The organism is Vibrio sinaloensis DSM 21326 (assembly GCF_000189275.1).
Lineage (GTDB): Bacteria > Pseudomonadota > Gammaproteobacteria > Enterobacterales > Vibrionaceae > Vibrio > Vibrio sinaloensis.
This window is the reverse complement of record NZ_AEVT01000108.1, coordinates 79,264-95,846: the sequence shown is the minus strand read 5'-3', so window position 1 is coordinate 95,846 and position 16,583 is coordinate 79,264. Positions and strand designations below refer to the sequence as shown.

The 16,583-nt window shown below is 46.0% G+C and carries 13 protein-coding genes, 1 tRNA gene, 1 pseudogene and 1 riboswitch; of the genes and pseudogenes, 12 read left to right on the top strand and 3 right to left on the bottom strand.

Going from position 1 to position 16,583, the window contains the following annotated elements; all coding sequences use genetic code 11:
* Window positions 1–61: 61 nt before the first annotated feature.
* The 10 genes and pseudogenes from RH45_RS20400 to thiH all read left to right on the top strand — a co-directional run bounded on the left by RH45_RS20400 (window position 62) and on the right by thiH (window position 11,427).
* Window positions 62–138 (top strand) — tRNA-Trp (locus tag RH45_RS20400).
* An 843-nt stretch (window positions 139–981) separates the two neighbouring features.
* Window positions 982–2,715 (top strand): annotated as a pseudogene (locus RH45_RS20390) (methyl-accepting chemotaxis protein); the annotation flags it as partial.
* A 208-nt stretch (window positions 2,716–2,923) separates the two neighbouring features.
* Window positions 2,924–4,306, top strand: a complete 1,383-nt coding sequence (locus tag RH45_RS20385) for a multicopper oxidase family protein (protein ID WP_008080983.1) — start codon at window positions 2,924–2,926, stop codon at window positions 4,304–4,306.
* Window positions 4,307–4,416: 110 nt separating this feature from the next.
* Window positions 4,417–4,800 carry a fluoride efflux transporter CrcB gene (gene crcB, locus RH45_RS20380; RefSeq protein WP_008080980.1) on the top strand — a complete coding sequence of 128 codons (384 nt, stop codon included), beginning with the start codon at window positions 4,417–4,419 and terminating at the stop codon, window positions 4,798–4,800.
* A 69-nt stretch (window positions 4,801–4,869) separates the two neighbouring features.
* A riboswitch (TPP riboswitch) is annotated at window positions 4,870–4,968 on the top strand.
* 130 nt (window positions 4,969–5,098) lie between these two features.
* Window positions 5,099–7,039, top strand: coding sequence for a phosphomethylpyrimidine synthase ThiC (gene thiC, locus RH45_RS20375; RefSeq protein WP_008080977.1), 1,941 nt, complete (start codon window positions 5,099–5,101; stop codon window positions 7,037–7,039).
* On the top strand, window positions 7,039–8,454 hold the full coding sequence (locus RH45_RS20370) for a thiamine phosphate synthase (protein WP_008080975.1): 1,416 nt from the start codon (window positions 7,039–7,041) through the stop codon (window positions 8,452–8,454). Before thiC ends, RH45_RS20370 begins: the two co-directional genes overlap by 1 nt.
* Window positions 8,441–9,214, top strand: coding sequence for a HesA/MoeB/ThiF family protein (locus RH45_RS20365; RefSeq protein WP_008080973.1), 774 nt, complete (start codon window positions 8,441–8,443; stop codon window positions 9,212–9,214). The genes RH45_RS20370 and RH45_RS20365 overlap by 14 nt, the downstream gene beginning before the upstream one ends.
* A gap of 38 nt (window positions 9,215–9,252) precedes the next feature.
* Window positions 9,253–9,507: a sulfur carrier protein ThiS gene (gene thiS, locus RH45_RS20360; protein WP_008080972.1), complete on the top strand. Its 255-nt coding sequence runs from the start codon at window positions 9,253–9,255 to the stop codon at window positions 9,505–9,507.
* A 5-nt stretch (window positions 9,508–9,512) separates the two neighbouring features.
* The gene (locus tag RH45_RS20355; RefSeq protein WP_008080970.1) at window positions 9,513–10,280 is read left to right on the top strand and encodes a thiazole synthase; all 768 of its coding nucleotides are present in this window, start codon (window positions 9,513–9,515) and stop codon (window positions 10,278–10,280) included.
* A gap of 34 nt (window positions 10,281–10,314) precedes the next feature.
* Window positions 10,315–11,427: a 2-iminoacetate synthase ThiH gene (gene thiH / locus RH45_RS20350; protein ID WP_008080968.1), complete on the top strand. Its 1,113-nt coding sequence runs from the start codon at window positions 10,315–10,317 to the stop codon at window positions 11,425–11,427.
* A 112-nt stretch (window positions 11,428–11,539) separates the two neighbouring features.
* Here thiH and RH45_RS20345 read toward each other — a convergent pair whose 3' ends face one another.
* Complete coding sequence (locus RH45_RS20345; protein ID WP_008080966.1) at window positions 11,540–13,330, bottom strand: aminopeptidase P family protein; 1,791 nt, start codon at window positions 13,328–13,330, stop codon at window positions 11,540–11,542.
* Window positions 13,331–13,413: 83 nt separating this feature from the next.
* A complete protein-coding gene (locus tag RH45_RS20340) occupies window positions 13,414–14,355 on the bottom strand; it encodes a LysR family transcriptional regulator (protein WP_008080963.1) in 942 nt (313 codons plus the stop codon).
* A 104-nt stretch (window positions 14,356–14,459) separates the two neighbouring features.
* Here RH45_RS20340 and RH45_RS20335 point away from each other — a divergent pair, with 104 nt between their 5' ends.
* The gene (locus tag RH45_RS20335; RefSeq protein ID WP_008080961.1) at window positions 14,460–15,656 is read left to right on the top strand and encodes a multidrug effflux MFS transporter; all 1,197 of its coding nucleotides are present in this window, start codon (window positions 14,460–14,462) and stop codon (window positions 15,654–15,656) included.
* Between the two features lie 82 nt (window positions 15,657–15,738).
* Entirely contained in the window at window positions 15,739–16,023 is a 285-nt protein-coding gene (gene tsrA, locus RH45_RS20330) for an H-NS-like global regulator TsrA (protein WP_008080959.1), read from the top strand.
* Between the two features lie 29 nt (window positions 16,024–16,052).
* Here tsrA and asnC read toward each other — a convergent pair whose 3' ends face one another.
* Complete coding sequence (gene asnC, locus RH45_RS20325) at window positions 16,053–16,517, bottom strand: transcriptional regulator AsnC (RefSeq protein ID WP_008080957.1); 465 nt, start codon at window positions 16,515–16,517, stop codon at window positions 16,053–16,055.
* Window positions 16,518–16,583: the final 66 nt, after the last annotated feature.

Here is a 16,583-nt window from a genome sequence, read left to right as displayed (position 1 = left end):
GAAAAGCCTCGCTACTGCGAGGTTTTTTTGAATCTACAGTGTGATAAACTGTAGCCTCTACAGGGGTGTAGCTCCAATTGGCAGAGCAGCGGATTCCAAATCCGCGTGTTGGGAGTTCGAATCTCTCCACCCCTGCCATATACTTAGCCTCAGCAGAAATGCTGGGGCTTTTTTACATCTGTTGCTTCTACGAAGCAATCTTGGGAGTTGGAGTGCCAGACCGGTCGAATCTCTCAACCTAGCCATATCTAAAGCTCTAGTCGAAAGGCTGGAGCTTTTTGTTTATAGCAAGAAAACCTCTGCTGATTCTGCGAATAGCAAAATAACAAAGATGGACGTTGGGATCTGGAGTGACAGGCTATTCGACCCTTGAGCCAATGGTTACATTATGTATTAACTGGAGGCGTGTTCGGACAAGCTTCACTACCGTATGATTAAGAAGTCCCTGTCAGCTATGCCTCATACCACACGCGTCTTATCTCGCTGAAATAGAAGCGACGACGCGTCCTTATCGCTAGGCAAAGGGAAGGAAGTGTAGTGTGGGGCATAGAGCTATTCTCGAGCGCCTTCATCCCTATTGGAGTTGTATAGGGAGTTCTAGCACTTTCTATATAAATCCTCAAAAGAGCTCTTATAACGACTTACAGAGCTAGTCATGCGTTTGCTCCTAGCTGAAGTTATTGATTAATGTGTGTTATTCATCAAATACCAGTTGTCGTGGCCATCATACTGCTGACTTATGCGTAAAGGGCGTATTGAATAATGCTCACGAATTCATAATTCTTCATTTCTAAAAGTACTCTTATTAATACTAAAAACAAATCAAATTAGCCTCACTGATGCTTACATAGGGTGAATAATGCGCGCATTGTTTTAGCGGGAAGATGCCCAGATATGCTCTCTATGTTCAAAAGACGCGCCCAACGTAGTCACTCTAACTCATTACTGGAACCTCAGATAATACTGTCTACAGAGAGCCAGTTGTCACAGCTTACTGTTGAGGGAAGCCATCAGCTGGTCATTGCGTATTTATCTCCTAACTGCGCAAATCCTGAATCTGTCGTAAAGCAGATAGGACAGATCCTTTCAGATGTTCCTAATCGCTTAGTACTGATGAGTTCCGGGATTATTGGTGGCGACGATTTTTACAATGCGTCATTAAGCAAAGACCAAGTATTGTTGCATTTGTTTCCTACTGCGCTAATTGCAAACATCGCAAGTTATGAAATCGTTTTAGAGCGTGACACGGAAGCGTTGGCAAAGAATATTTCAGCAACAGTAAAGCTCCCTTTTGATGTCGACACGCGAGATACATTTGGCTTGGTTTATTTTCCTGGCTTAACGGCGACCGAATCGTGCTTTTCTGAAGCGATGCTTAAGTCGTCGGCACCATTGACCCATTTGATTGGCGGTAGTGCAGGAGGGAAACTTGATTTTTCGCGCGCAGATATCTTTTTTAACGAGCGAACACTGAGCAACAAGAGTGTGCTTTTGTACTGCAAACTGGCAAAAGAGTATTATTACGATATTTTCCGCAGCCATAATTTCAAAGCCACCCAAGATTTCTTCGATGTCGTTGAGTTTGATATGTCGTCTAGGGTACTTAAAGCTGTGAATATGCGCGGTAGTTGGCAAGCGATCACCCCCGTTAATGCTTTGTGCCAGCTCTTGTCTTGCAGCCAATCACAGCTTTCTGAAAAGTTATCTCGCTACTCTTTTGCGATTAAGAATCAAGCAGGGGAGCTGTTCATCAAATCCGTCGCAAGCATCAATCAAGACGGTTCTATCGCATTTTTTAGTGATATGAACTTTGGTGAAAGGCTTTATTTGGTCAAGCAGCATGATCTTGCCAATCAGACAGAGCAAGACTTGCGACAGTTTCTTTCTGGCCATCAACCAGTAACCATGTTGTTGAATGATTGTGTGCTGCGTAGGCTAAATAACACTGATTCATTGAGCAAAGTCACCTGCTTCTCTGGTATCAAAGCATCTGGCTTTTCTACTTTTGGTGAAACCGCGTTTAATCTTCATCAAAATGAGACTCTGGCAGCTTTAGCTATCTTCAAGCGCGATCACCAACGTTGTTTGAACGCACCGTTTGAATCTGCATTGCTTTCGACCATGCAGTATAAAAATGAGCTGGAAAACAGACGTAACGAACAAGTCATCGAAGTTCAATCAGCACTAATAGATGAACTGCGAAGTTATGAAAGTGCGATAGCCCATACTTCGAGCAGCCTCAAACAGATTCACGATACGATTATCCAGTCCTCTCAAACCTATACAGGTTTTGAAAGTCAAATGGATAACTTGGCCATTCAAACTCAAGAACAATCGCAACTGCGCTCTGATACGCAAGCAAAGATTCAAACTCTGATCGACCATAGTAGCCAAGTGAATAGCATCATGGACGAGATTGGCAATATTGCGGATCAAACTAACCTGTTGGCACTAAATGCGGCAATCGAAGCGGCTAGAGCGGGTGAGCATGGCCGAGGTTTTGCTGTGGTCGCGGATGAAGTTAGAAAATTAAGTCATACAACACAAGCGAGCTTAGAGGAGACAAGAAGCTTGTTTTCTCAAATGCTTGCGAGCATAGCGGGTATTGAAAGCTCATCTAACTCTCTTTCTGGTGTTACCGAGCAGCTTGGTCAATGCCAGTCTGAGTTGACGCAGATCTTTGACATCATTAAGTCTGATTCACACCAAGCGATTGATCATGCAGAACGATCGTATCGTGATGCTAGTGAATCGGAAGATAAGATCGAGATGATCCAGGAATCGTGCGATAAGCTAAATACTTTCCTTGCCTACAGTCGGGTTTAATACACTCTGGCTCTTTCACTAAATGCAGCGACGAAATGAGAACTGTTATTAATTATCTGTTACATTTGGCTTTGGTTTATTTATTAGTCGAATCATTATGGATATCTCCCGTCGTCGCTTCATTCAATCTTCATTCGCCTTATCTGCGTTAGCGGTATTACCAGCCTGTAGTGTCACCCGCTCTCAAGATGCTAAAGGGCGTTATGTTTACGACCTCACGGCTCAACCTGCAACAGCGGAAATTGTTCCCGGCTTTCAGACATCAGTCCTTGGGTTTGATGGCCAGATCCCTGCGCCGACGATTCGTTGTCGTCAAAATGAAACCGTGACGATTCGTTTTACCAATAAACTCGATGAGCCGACGACTATCCACTGGCATGGCTTGAGAATTCCAATTGAAATGGATGGCGTGCCGTTCTTGAGTCAGCCTCCTATCATGCCAGGTGAAACATTTGTCTATGAGTTTACCCCGCCGGATGCCGGAACTTTTTGGTATCACCCGCATATGAACAGTGTCAAACAGTTAGGAATGGGCTTAGTTGGTTTGATCATAGTGGAAGAGGCACAGCCAGTTGTATTTGATGAAGAGCATGACTTGATGCTTAAACATTGGCACTTAGATAAACAAGGGCAATGGAAAGATCTCATGGTCCCACGTCTCAGTGCTCGCATGGGTACCCCCGGAGAGTGGAGCAGTGTGAACGGTGTTCATGAACCTACTTATACGTTAAAGCAAAATGCAACGACAAGACTACGTATAGCTAATGTTGATAATACCATTACTTATCCTATAGCGATTGAAGGTGCACAGGCTTGGGTTATTGCGATAGATGGAAATCCAGTTGAAAAGCCTTATCGACTTACTGAGCACAAAATTGGCCCAGGGATGCGCGTGGATATTGGCTTGTTGGCTCCTAAAGCGGGTGAGCGTGTCTATGTTAGACAGATGAAAGGGCGCTTTCCTTTCCCGTTATGTCACTTCGAGGTGATCGAGTCTAATTTGCCTGCTGAACAGCCGATACCGGCTTTACCTCTCAACCCAGTGCCGAACTTAGATTTAGCGAACGCGATTGAGATAGACTTCGTTTTTGAATGGGAAGGGGCGGTAACACCTGCAGGTAAAGATGGTAAAGCCATGCCTAAGTTCTGGTTGACCAATAAACGAGCTTGGGAGGGTATGAGTAAGGATTATGTGCCAGAGCCATTAGCAAGCTTAGAGTTAGGTAAAACCTACATATTCGATTTAAAAAACGTGACTCAATATCATCATCCCATTCACCTTCATGGTCATACTTTTACCGTGTTGGAAATGAATGGTAAGAAATTGGCTCAACCATTCCATACCGACACCGTTCTACTGGGAAAAAACGGCAGAGCCAAAGCCGCGTTTGTTGCCGATAATCCAGGTCGTTGGATGTACCATTGCCACGTTATCGAGCACATGAAAACCGGTTTGATGGGATACATTGAAGTAAAGTGACTCCTGTAACTTTTTAAATTTCAAACTTTGATTGAGATAAGTTAGCCATTTTCTGATCGAAAAATAGCGAGTAAAAGCTACAATAGTGAGCAGTTAAATATGGGGGTATCATGGGACAACTGTCTATTCTTGGTTTTATTGCACTCGGTGGTGCATTTGGTGCGTGTTCTCGTTACCTGATTTCTGAACTTTGCGTTGTATTGCTAGGACGAGGTTTTCCTTACGGTACGCTAACGGTTAACGTGGTCGGCTCTTTCGTTATGGGGTTACTGATTGCGGCGTTTGAAAATGAAATGCTCGCTACTGAGCCTTGGCGCCAAATTATCGGGTTGGGTTTCCTTGGTGCACTGACCACCTTCTCTACTTTTTCGATGGATAACGTCCTACTAATGCAACAAGGCGCATTTTTTAAGATGGGGCTCAATGTATTGCTCAACGTCGTCCTGAGTATTTCTGCAGCTTGGATTGGCTTCCAGTTGTTAGTAAAAAGTTAATTTAACTGCTTGCTTTGTTATTTTTTGTACACAACGGCTTGGTTTAACCAAGCCGTTTTTATATACTGATTTTACTTGTCGGAGTGCCATAAGGCTGAGACCGTTAATTCGGGATCCGTTGAACCTGATCAGATTAGTATCTGCGAAGGGAACAAGAGAAGAGACCATTTTATATTTCACCCTCTTGGTCTATCTAAAATCTTTGCAAACCATTTTTCTAGGTTGCATTGATTCCTCTTGTCGCATCTTTCCGCCAAGCATTTTTATCCAAACTAATTACAAAGCAAGGAAAAATGCTATGTCGAGTCGCAAGCAAGCGAGACTGGAAGCAAAACAGTTTATTGATACACTCTCGGTACAACCGTACCCAAATTCAAGCAAAGTCTACGTAGAGGGCTCCCGCCCAGATATTCGTGTTCCGATGCGTGAAATCTCACTCGCCGATAGTCTTATTGGAGGCACAAAAGAAGCGCCTATTTTCGAGCCTAATGAGCCGGTGCGCGTTTACGATACCTCAGGTGTATACACAGACCCAGAGCACACCATAGACCTCTACAACGGCTTACCTAAGCTGAGGGAAGGGTGGATTGAAGAGCGCGCTGATACTGAGCTACTGGATGAAGTAAGTTCGGTGTACACCAAAGAGCGCTTAGAAGATGAAACGCTAGACGAGCTTCGTTACGGAAACCTACCGCGCATTCGACGCGCGAAAGACGGCCAATGCGTAACCCAATTGCACTATGCTCGCAAAGGTATGATCACGCCTGAAATGGAGTATATCGCGCTGCGCGAAAATATGGGGCGTGCTCAATACCGTGACGAAGTGCTGAATCAACAGCATCCGGGTCAAAGCTTCGGAGCGAACCTACCTAAAGATATTACCGCCGAGTTTGTGCGTAAAGAAGTTGCCGAAGGTCGCGCAATTATCCCTTCTAATATCAACCACCCCGAATCTGAACCGATGATCATTGGACGTAACTTTTTGGTCAAAGTGAACGCCAACATCGGTAACTCATCGGTCACTTCTTCGATTGAGGAAGAAGTAGAAAAGTTAGTATGGGCAACGCGCTGGGGTGGAGATACCGTTATGGATCTCTCTACGGGTCGTAACATTCACGAAACTCGCGAGTGGATTCTACGTAACAGTCCGGTTCCTATCGGTACCGTACCTATGTACCAAGCGCTTGAGAAAGTGAATGGTGTTGCCGAAAACCTTAACTGGGAAGTGATGCGCGATACTCTGATCGAGCAAGCAGAGCAGGGCGTTGACTACTTCACTATCCATGCCGGTTTATTACTTCGTTATGTGCCAATGACGGCTAAACGCGTTACTGGCATCGTCTCTCGTGGCGGTTCTATCATCGCGAAATGGTGTTTAGCGCATCACCAAGAAAGCTTCTTATACACCCATTTCCGAGAGATCTGTGAAATCTGTGCTAAGTACGATGTGGCACTGTCTCTCGGTGATGGCCTGCGCCCTGGCTCGGTAGCCGATGCTAACGACGAAGCGCAATTTGCAGAGCTTCGCACTCTTGGTGAGTTGACCAAGATAGCGTGGGAATACGACGTACAGGTGATTATTGAAGGTCCGGGTCATGTTCCAATGCACATGATCAAAGAGAACATGGAAGAGCAGCTAGAGCATTGTCATGAAGCTCCGTTCTACACGCTTGGTCCACTGACGACAGACGTTGCTCCTGGCTACGACCATATTACTTCAGGCATCGGCGCTGCCATGATTGGTTGGTATGGCTGTGCAATGCTTTGCTACGTCACTCCGAAAGAGCACCTTGGTTTACCGAACAAAGAAGACGTGAAAGTAGGCATGATCACTTACAAGCTTGCTGCGCACGCCGCTGATTTAGCGAAAGGGCACCCTGGTGCACAAGTTCGTGATAACGCGCTTTCTAAAGCTCGCTTCGAGTTCCGTTGGGAAGACCAATTTAACTTGTCGCTCGACCCTGATACTGCTCGTGCTTTCCATGATGAAACCTTGCCTCAAGAGTCCGGTAAAGTTGCTCACTTCTGTTCGATGTGTGGACCAAAGTTCTGCTCGATGAAGATCTCGCAAGAGGTACGAGAGTATGCGAAAGACACTGAGCAAGTTGCTGCGGACCAAGCTATCTCAATCAAAATGCTGGATGACCCTCTTGAGGGGATGCGTCAGAAATCGCAAGAATTTAGAGACACAGGTTCTGAGCTATACCACCCAGCAGCACATGCCGAGGTAAGTGACTAATGAGCAAAATCCTTATTCCGTCATCATTGATTGAACTAACAGGTTTAGTTCAACACTGTTTGTTGTTGGCGAAAGAACAGGGTTTTAGCATCGAAGACATTGAGTTGGGTGTGAGCCCAACTCAATCTATTCAGCTTGTTCGCGACCAACAGACCACACGTATAACGACAGATCTTATTGATGGTTATGACTCTGAGCATGAGAGTTCATTTGTGCTCTATTACCGCTCTGCTTTATCGGTAGAAGCGTGCGCTAAGCAACCGTCAAAAGCTATTTATATTGGCATTGCTGATACGCAGGTTTCTGATGAAAAGGAGAAAGGGCGTCAGCTTGATATCTGGCGTCACCCGATTAGCGACGAAGTGAGAGCGCTTTCCGTTGAGTCCAAGCTCAATGCAATGTTCGATACTGAACATCACCTTGCTTGGATAGTAACCCTGACAGTACTCGATTTTCCTATCGAAGATGCGTTAACACTTGCTCGAGGAATGCTAATTCAACAAGCGAATGTTTCACGTGAAACACGATTGGGTGTGAAACTCACTGATGGAGAACACACTCAGTGGGCTGACCAATTTGATGATTTCCCCACACCAGTGCTTGAAGATAGCCGTCTGGGTATTAAAGTTGGTTGGTCTGCACAAGGCGAGAGCGTTAGCTTTCCAACTCTTACTAAGCAAAGTCTTGGGCTCTATCCAGTCGTTGATGATGTTGCTTGGATTGAGCGTCTACTGCCACTCGGCATCAACACTATTCAACTGCGCATCAAGAACCCACAACAAGCCGATTTAGAGCAACAGATCATTCGAGCAATTGAGCTAGGTCGTCAGTATCAAGCACAAGTGTTCATCAATGACTATTGGCAGTTGGCAATCAAGCATGGCGCTTATGGCGTTCACCTAGGACAAGAAGACATAGAAGAATCGAATTTGGCTCAGCTAACCAAAGCCGGCATTCGTCTTGGTCTTTCTACGCATGGTTATTATGAACTACTGCGCATCGTACAAATTCACCCTAGTTACATCGCGCTAGGGCATATTTTCCCAACTACCACTAAACAGATGCCATCGAAACCACAAGGTTTGGTGCGCTTGGCTCTGTATCAAAAGCTGATTGATAGCATTCCTTATACAAATACAGAGGCTGCTTTCCGTCCTGCAAAAGACGAAGCAGTTAGTGACTATGTGCTTGGCTTTCCGACGGTCGCAATTGGTGGCATTGACCAATCTAATGCTGACCAAGTTTGGCAAACGGGCGTCTCTAGCTTGGCAGTAGTGCGTGCTATTACCTTGGCAGAATCACCTCAGTCCGTCATCGAGTTCTTCGCACAACTGATGAAGGAAAGACAGCTAACGTTTACTGATCAGAATAGTAAATTAGCGCATACCAAGAGAGGCGAGCATGCTCACGGATAAGCAGTTCCTTCGCTACCAGCGCCAAGTCGCTCTGCCTGAAATTGCTGAAAGTGGGCAAGAGTGTTTGAGCAAATCGCATGTGCTGATCATCGGTTGTGGTGGGTTAGGAAGTGCTGCGAGTTTGTACTTAGCATCAGCGGGTGTGGGTAAACTGGTTGTGGTCGATGACGATGAAGTTGATAGCAGTAACTTGCAACGTCAGATCATTTATCGTGAACAAGACCTCCAAGTTGCGAAAACAAAAGCGACTGTAAAGCAACTGACTGACCTTAATTCTATGATTCAAGTTCGTGCTCTCAATAAGCGATTGGACAAAGCACAGCTGCAGCTTGAAGTGATGCTAGCGGATGTGGTGCTCGACTGCAGCGATAACATGCCAACGCGCCAGCTAATTAACCAAGTTTGTTTCGAGCAAAATACGCCGCTCATCTCGGCGGCGGCAATTGGTTGGCAAGGGCAATTCGCTGTTTTTGATTACCAAACACCAAGTGAACAAGAAGCGCAGAGTAAAGGCTGTTACCGCTGTTTGTATCCGTTCGACGAATTACCGCAAATGCAAAAGTGCAGTGAGAGCGGTGTCGTCGGTCCGGTGGTGGGGACACTTGGTAACTACCAAGCGATAGCGGCAATTCAAAAACTGGCGACGGGAAAGTTTCATGTCGAGAGTTCCAAGTTGCATCTGTTTGATGGGTTGAAACTGCAATGGCAAACCATGGCGATTAGCAGAGACAAACAGTGCCAAGTGTGTACTCAGATTTAGCTTACGAGTAATGGGCAGAGTTAAGAGAGTTGGAAGCAATGACTTTATCAGAACAACAAACAACACAAATGACCGCTGCTGACTTAGGTGTGATCACTATTGTCATCAATGACCAGTCACATCAAGTTGCCAGTGAGTCGAATCTACAGCAAATCATTAGTCAATTTGCGCTGCCTGAAATGGGCTGTGTTTTTGCAATTAATAACAATGTTGTACCGCGCAGTGAGTGGGCTAGCACTGTTCTTTCACAGGGAGATAGCATCTCTTTGTTTCAAGCGATCGCAGGGGGTTAACGTCGATGCTTAAAATTGGTGATAAACAATTCGAATCAAGACTGTTCACGGGAACAGGGAAGTTTGCCAACAGCCGACTAATGACAGAAGCGATTCAAGTGTCGGGATCTCAACTTGCGACTATGGCGTTGAAGCGTGTCGATGTGAACGACCAACAAGACGATATTTTACTGCCGCTAGTACAAGAGGGTGTGAATTTATTGCCGAATACTTCGGGTGCAAAGAATGCTAAAGATGCTGTGTTTGCTGCACAACTGGCGCGAGAAGCGTTGGGTACTAACTGGCTAAAACTGGAAATTCATCCAGACCCGAAGTACTTGATGCCCGATCCAATTGAGACACTTGCAGCCGCTGAGCAACTGGTTCGTGAAGGCTTCATTGTGCTTCCTTACTGTCATGCTGATCCGGTTCTGTGTAAACGATTGGAAGAAGTAGGCTGTGCTGCAGTAATGCCGTTGGGTGCGCCGATCGGCTCTAACAAAGGGATAGTTTCTCACGACTTCTTAGAGATCATTATCGACCAAGCTAATGTTCCCGTGGTTGTCGATGCAGGTATTGGTGCTCCTTCGCATGCCGCGCGTGCGATGGAAATGGGCGCAGATGCTGTGCTCGTTAACACTGCGATTGCAGCGTCGAGCGATCCCGTTGCGATGGCGAAAGCATTTAAGTTGGCGGTCGAGTCGGGGCGTATGGCTTATGAAGCAGGTCTTGCGGGTAAGGTTTCTCATGCGGTTGCGTCGAGTCCACTGACATCATTCCTAGATGAGCTTTAGTTCTAGATTGGTTTAGCTATTAAGCGAGGAAAACATGAGCTTCGTTAAACAATTTAAGCAGCTGAATTGGGATGACATTTCGATGTCGATCTACGCGAAAACGGCACAAGATGTCGAGCGAGCATTGAATAAACCCAAGCGTGATTTGGAAGACTTTAAAGCGCTAATTTCACCCGCGGCTGAAGCGTACTTAGAGCAAATGGCGCAGCTGTCATACTCGGCAACTCGTAAGCGTTTTGGTAATACCATGTCGCTTTATATCCCATTGTACCTTTCTAACTTGTGCGCCAATGCTTGTACTTATTGTGGCTTCTCAATGGAGAACAGAATCAAGCGTCGTACCTTGAATAGGGACGAAGTGGCTGCAGAAGTTGAAGCCATTAAACGCATGAAGTTCGATAGCGTATTGCTGGTGACTGGTGAACACGAAACCAAAGTCGGCATGAAATACTTTCGCGAAATGGTGCCGATGATTAAGAAGCGCTTCAACTATTTGGCGATGGAAGTGCAGCCGCTAGATCAAGACGAATACGTAGAGCTCAAGACATTGGGTTTAGATGCGGTGATGGTCTATCAAGAAACGTATCATCCTTCGACTTACGCCGAGCACCATCTGCGTGGCAATAAGATGGATTTCGAATACCGATTGGATACACCAGACCGTCTTGCAAAAGCAGGCATCGATAAGATCGGTATTGGCGCTTTGATAGGGTTGGAAGAGTGGCGAACAGATTGCTTTTATGTGGCAGCGCACTTGGACTATCTTGAGCGCACGTATTGGCAGACACGTTACTCTATTTCTTTCCCACGTTTACGTCCTTGTGAGGGTGCGCTCCAACCCAAATCAGTCATGACGGATAAGCAACTTGTTCAGCTGATTTGCGCTTATCGTTTGTTGAATCCAGAAGTGGAGTTGTCATTATCGACTCGTGAGTCACCGAAGTTTAGAGATAACGCATTGCCTTTAGGCATTACCAGTATGTCTGCAGCATCGAAAACTCAGCCGGGTGGTTATGCGATGGATGATGTTGAACTCGAGCAGTTTGAGATCAGCGATGAACGAAGCGCGGGCTCTGTGGAAGATATGATTCGAGCTAAAGGCTTTGACCCAGTATGGCGAGATTGGCACTCGGCGTATTCTGGTTAAGTAGTAAAGAAAGCCACTGGTCATCGTTATGTTTCACGTGAAACATAGGTAAAAAAGAGGGTTGATGCAAAACATCAACCCTCTACTTTTTCTAGCTTCTAGCTTCTAGCTTCTAGCTGTGTGCTACTGGTAGCGTTGCTTGACGAAGCCACTCTTTCACATCACCTTCAACTAGCGGGCTGATCTCATCCCATACTTTCTGATGGTAGTCATTCAGCCAAGCAAGTTCTGGACGAGTTAGCATATCAACGTTGATATTGCGCTTGTCGATTGGACAGCGCGTTAGCGACTCAAATGACAGAACAGGGAAGTCACCGTTAGTTGGGGTTTCAACAACAAGCTCTAGGTTCTCGATGCGGATACCAAACGCATCTGCACGGTAGTAACCTGGCTCGTTGGATAGCACCATACCTTCTGTTAGAGGTACGTCGATTTGCTTCTTCGAAATGCTCGCTGGACCTTCATGAACACTTAGGAAGTGACCAACACCGTGACCAGTACCGTGGTCGTAATCGTAGCCTTCCGCCCATAGGTGTTGGCGAGCTAGCGTATCGATTTGGTAACCACGTGTGCCTTTCGGGAAACGTGCACGAGCAACACCGATGTGACCTTTTAGCGCGAGAGTGAATTGTTTAATCATCTCTTGTGAAGGTTGACCGATGGCAATGGTACGCGTGATGTCTGTCGTGCCATCTAGGTACTGACCGCCTGAATCCACTAGGTAAAGTGTGTTCAGTTCTAGTTTGCCAGGTTCAGGTTGGTTCTCGTGGTTGTAGTGACACATTGCCGCGTTACCGCCGGCAGCTGAAATGGTATCGAAGCTAAGATCCATCAGTGTTGGGTCTTCGCTACGGAACGCTTCAAGTTTGTCAGCCAGTGTTGCTTCATCATGCAGGTTACCCGCAACGACTTCTGCATCTAACCAAGATAGGAACTTGCTCATCGCAACGCCATCGCGGATATGACAGGCTTTCATGCCTGCGATTTCGACGGCGTTCTTCGCTGCTTTTGGCATTAGACATGGATCTGCTTTGCTTACCACGGTTGCGCCGGCGTTTTGCAGAACCAACTTAAACCATGCGTTACTTGTCGCAGGGTCAACCAATACATTCTTGCCAGTCAGGGTTTCTAGTCGTGTTTGCAATGCTTCAGGGTGGTGAACTGTTACGCCAGAGCCAACGTGAGCGTCAAACTCAGCCGGTAGGCGCGCTGGATCTAGGAAGTATTCCACGCTTGAGTCTGAATGCAGAATCGCGTGAGAAAGCAGAACTGGTAGGCGTGATACATCAAGACCACGAACGTTGAGTAACCAACAGATAGAATCAAGTGCGGTGATCACTGCGCTGTCTGCGCCTGCTTTTTTCATGAGCTCAGCGATTTCTTGGCGTTTGCTTTCACTTGATTGACCTACCGCTTCTGTGGCCATCAGACGGACTTCAGAAATGAAAGGTGCAGGGCGATCATGCCAAAGCTCATCAATAGGATTACTGTCGAGAATTTTAAGCTCGAATGAACTCGCCAGTTTCGCTTGCGCCATGTCTAACCATGCTGAATTGTGCATGCGAGGGTCGATTGCGACAGACGCACCATTAGCAAGCTGGTCTTTAATCCAATCTAGTGCAGGCTCTTCAATTAAATGACGGTATTCGAATAGATCTGCAGGGACTTGTTTGGTCACTTGTACCGTGTAGCGGCCATCAACAAACATTGCTGCTTTGTCTTGAGTAATGACGGCTGCGCCAGCTGAGCCAGTAAAACCTGTTAGCCAATGAAGGCGCTCATTGTGAGCCGGAACATATTCGCCTAAGTACTCATCTTCATGGGGGACAAGTAGGGCATCAATATTGTGTCGTGCTAACCATTCGCGAATAGCAGCGACGCGCTGTTGGGTAGAGTTTGGCATCTGTTAATCCTTCAAAAATGTTCAGCGTCCTTACGGTATTGGACGATGGCAATAAGCTACTCTTTTTGCTTAGTCGCTGCAAATTATCTAAGAGTTTCGGTTTTATCTTGGATGATCTGTCGCAACCAATTTAAAGCAGGGTCATTTTCTCTATCTTTGTGCCAAAAAAGAGTATATGCCATGGGAGGAAATTCCATCGGTAAGGGCAGCACGGCCAAATTAAGTTGTTTGCTGGCGAGTTTCACGAAATGACTCGGAGCGGTGAAAATAAAGTCGGTATAACTGCATATACTGGCTGCGCTGTTGAAGTCTGGCACGGTAATAGCGATGTCACGCTCTTTGCCAATGTCGGCCAGTCGATAGTCGAGCAGCCAGCGATCGTTACCATCACAGCGAACTTGTACGTGGCGATGAGCAAGAAAGCTCTCTAGGTTCCAATCAGCTCGAAGCGCCGGATGATCGCGTCGCAATAGACACATCTGGCTATCACGGTAGATCTCGGTTTCGCAGATATCGTTAGGAGGGAACATAGTTAACTTGGCATCATTAATGTCGATATCTTTACCTGTAATGCCAAGATCGAGTTCGCCTCGCTGTAACATTTTAAATGTGGCATCGGACCATGCGTGGGTACTGATGGTGACCCCGGGCGCTTGTTTAAAAATCGCGGGTAAGAAGTGTGGCAGGATTAATGGATAAACGCTTTCTACGGCGGCAATCTTAAAACGGTAGTTACTTGAATCGGGTGTGAAAATTTCTGGCTGTGTGATTTGTTCAATTTGATGAATCAAGGCCTCTAGCTTAGGCTTTAAAAACAAGGCTTTGGGTGTCGGGTTTAAGCCATGTGCATGACGAACAAAAAGGGGGTCATCAAATTGGTTTCTCAACTTAGCTAAGTTTTTGCTTACCGCGGATTGACTAAGGCATAGGCGGTGCGCTGCTCGGGTGACATTTAACTCTTCGATCAGGACCTTTAAACAAATCAGCAAATTGAGATCAAGTCGGGCCAAATTTTCCAAGTTCATTAAAATTCCTCACTGGAATAACTATGATGATTACTAATCATTGGTTTTCATAACATACTCTAGCTTAAAATACGGCCAGATTCATTAATCCTGTGGAGAAAGCTGTGCATTCCGCTAACGATTTGCCGTCACGCAAAATTCAACTCACTTTATTGACCTTACTGGTGCTATTTAGCCCCTTGGCAATCGATATATATTTACCCGCTTTACCGCAGATCTCGACGGCGTTTCACGTGGAACACGCGTTAGCGCAGGACACGATTACATGGTTTCTGTTTGCAATGGGTATCGGTCAGTTATTTGCTGGACCACTTGCAGACAAATACGGACGTCGAACAGTTGCATTGTCAGGGATAACTATCTACGCATTGAGTGCTTTATTGGCGTGGAGTGCTCAAAACATTGAGTGGATGTTAACTGCTCGCTTGCTACAAGGCTTAGGTGCGTGTGCAACATCTGTAGCAGCCTTTGCAACTGTTCGCGACATGTTTGGCCCAGAAAAAAGTGGCAAGATGATCAGCTATCTGAATGGGGCGATCTGTTTCATTCCAGCACTTGCTCCAATACTGGGCAGCTGGCTGACGCAGCAGTTTGGCTGGCGTTCAAACTTTAGCTTTATGGCGGGCTTTGCTGCGGTGGCGCTTGTTGCAATGTTTATTGGTTTAAAGGAAACCAATCCGGAGCCGAGTAAAGAGGCGGTATTTAAGCCTAGTCGCTATTGGTCTGTGCTAAAAACACCATCGTTTGTATTCCATGCTTCTTTGTGTATGTTAGCAATGGCCGTCATTCTTGCGTATGTGACTTCAGCCCCCGTCGTATTGATGGAAAACCTAGGCTTGAGCATGAACGAATTTACCATGTGGTTTGGTGTGAATGCGGCGATTAATATCGTTGCTTGTATGTCAGCGCCGAAGTTTATGGATAAATACGGAACACATAAAACCTTGGTTGTGGGTATCAGCACTCTAGCTCTTGCGGGTGTGGTTATGTGGTCATTAGCAACACAAGCGTCTGCGCTGGCCTTTATGTTGCCTATCTTCATGTCTTCGGTTGGCTTTGCTTGGATTATGGGCGCCGCAGCAGGTAAAGCGTTAGCGCCATTTGGTGACAAAGCGGGGACTGCGGCGGCACTACTGGGGTTATTCCAAATGAGTGGTGCCGGCCTTGTGGTTGGAACCGTGCAACGTATTGGAATGGAACCACAAATCATGATTGCGGTTCAGATGCTGATTTTAATTCCTGGCTTATTCATCTTAATGAGTAACAGCGGTAAACAATGGCATTATGCCTCGGCTCAATAACGTGTTAACTGCTTTGAAGCGCAGTGAAAACGTTGTATATTTGAGCTCCTTTGCTAACTAAAATTGTGGATCATAAACGACGATGTCGATGACGACTTATGAAATGGCTCGTGTTCTGGAACAGCTTGAAGACTCTCCAGAAAAAATCATGTTCGGTAAATTACTCAATGAACTGGGCAATCAGAGCGGCGAGCGAATCCGTAGCGCTGCGAAGCAAGTTCCTTTGCACATGCTGCGAGACATTGTCTATCAGTTCCAGCAAGTGATTGAATCACGTAAAGGAGAGCAAGTTGAGTTAATGGCGCAGTCATTAGCTGAGCAAGGCATCAGTGCAGAAGAGCTGAAAAAATATCTCGAATCTAAATAAAACAAAGGCTCGCATCGCGAGCCTTTGTTTTATGGATTTACATTCCGATTGATCGGGTTCTGCAGAGAGATCAGCGTTTCTGTCGATTGCACTTCATCAATCGCCTGCAACTTATCGATCAATACATATTGCAGTTCTTCGATAGAGCGGCACATCAGCTTAACGAAAATATTGTAGGCGCCCGTGGTGTAATAAGCTTCCACCACTTCTTCTAGGGCATTGAGCTTCTCTAAGGCAGAGTGATAATCTCGCGCGGCATTTAGGTTAATGCCGATGAAGCAGCAAACGTCGTATCCCAGCTTCTTGGTGTCAACAATGACCTCTGTTCCTTGAATGATGTCGGCCGCTTTCATTTTCTCAATTCGGACGTGGATGGTGGCAGGGCTTACATCAAATTGCTTCGCCATTTCTGCATAGGGCGTTTTCGCGTCTTCCATCAAGGTTTTCAAGATGGCTCTATCTAAGTCATCCAACTTGGCAGTTTGTATCGGCATCTTTATCTCCCAATAACCCTGTAGCTTTAGTTCAAAATATCGACAAGAGTGATACTATTAAAAGAG

Coding starts and splice junctions, on each gene's coding strand:
- tsrA (WP_008080959.1), top strand. CDS start 15,739: ATGTCGATGACGACTTATGAAATGGCTCGTGTTCTGGAACAGCTTGAA.
- crcB (WP_008080980.1), top strand. CDS start 4,417: ATGGGACAACTGTCTATTCTTGGTTTTATTGCACTCGGTGGTGCATTT.
- RH45_RS20385 (WP_008080983.1), top strand. CDS start 2,924: ATGGATATCTCCCGTCGTCGCTTCATTCAATCTTCATTCGCCTTATCT.
- asnC (WP_008080957.1), bottom strand. CDS start 16,517: ATGCCGATACAAACTGCCAAGTTGGATGACTTAGATAGAGCCATCTTG.
- RH45_RS20365 (WP_008080973.1), top strand. CDS start 8,441: ATGCTCACGGATAAGCAGTTCCTTCGCTACCAGCGCCAAGTCGCTCTG.
- RH45_RS20345 (WP_008080966.1), bottom strand. CDS start 13,330: ATGCCAAACTCTACCCAACAGCGCGTCGCTGCTATTCGCGAATGGTTA.
- RH45_RS20370 (WP_008080975.1), top strand. CDS start 7,039: ATGAGCAAAATCCTTATTCCGTCATCATTGATTGAACTAACAGGTTTA.
- RH45_RS20340 (WP_008080963.1), bottom strand. CDS start 14,355: ATGAACTTGGAAAATTTGGCCCGACTTGATCTCAATTTGCTGATTTGT.
- thiC (WP_008080977.1), top strand. CDS start 5,099: ATGTCGAGTCGCAAGCAAGCGAGACTGGAAGCAAAACAGTTTATTGAT.
- RH45_RS20355 (WP_008080970.1), top strand. CDS start 9,513: ATGCTTAAAATTGGTGATAAACAATTCGAATCAAGACTGTTCACGGGA.
- thiH (WP_008080968.1), top strand. CDS start 10,315: ATGAGCTTCGTTAAACAATTTAAGCAGCTGAATTGGGATGACATTTCG.
- thiS (WP_008080972.1), top strand. CDS start 9,253: ATGACTTTATCAGAACAACAAACAACACAAATGACCGCTGCTGACTTA.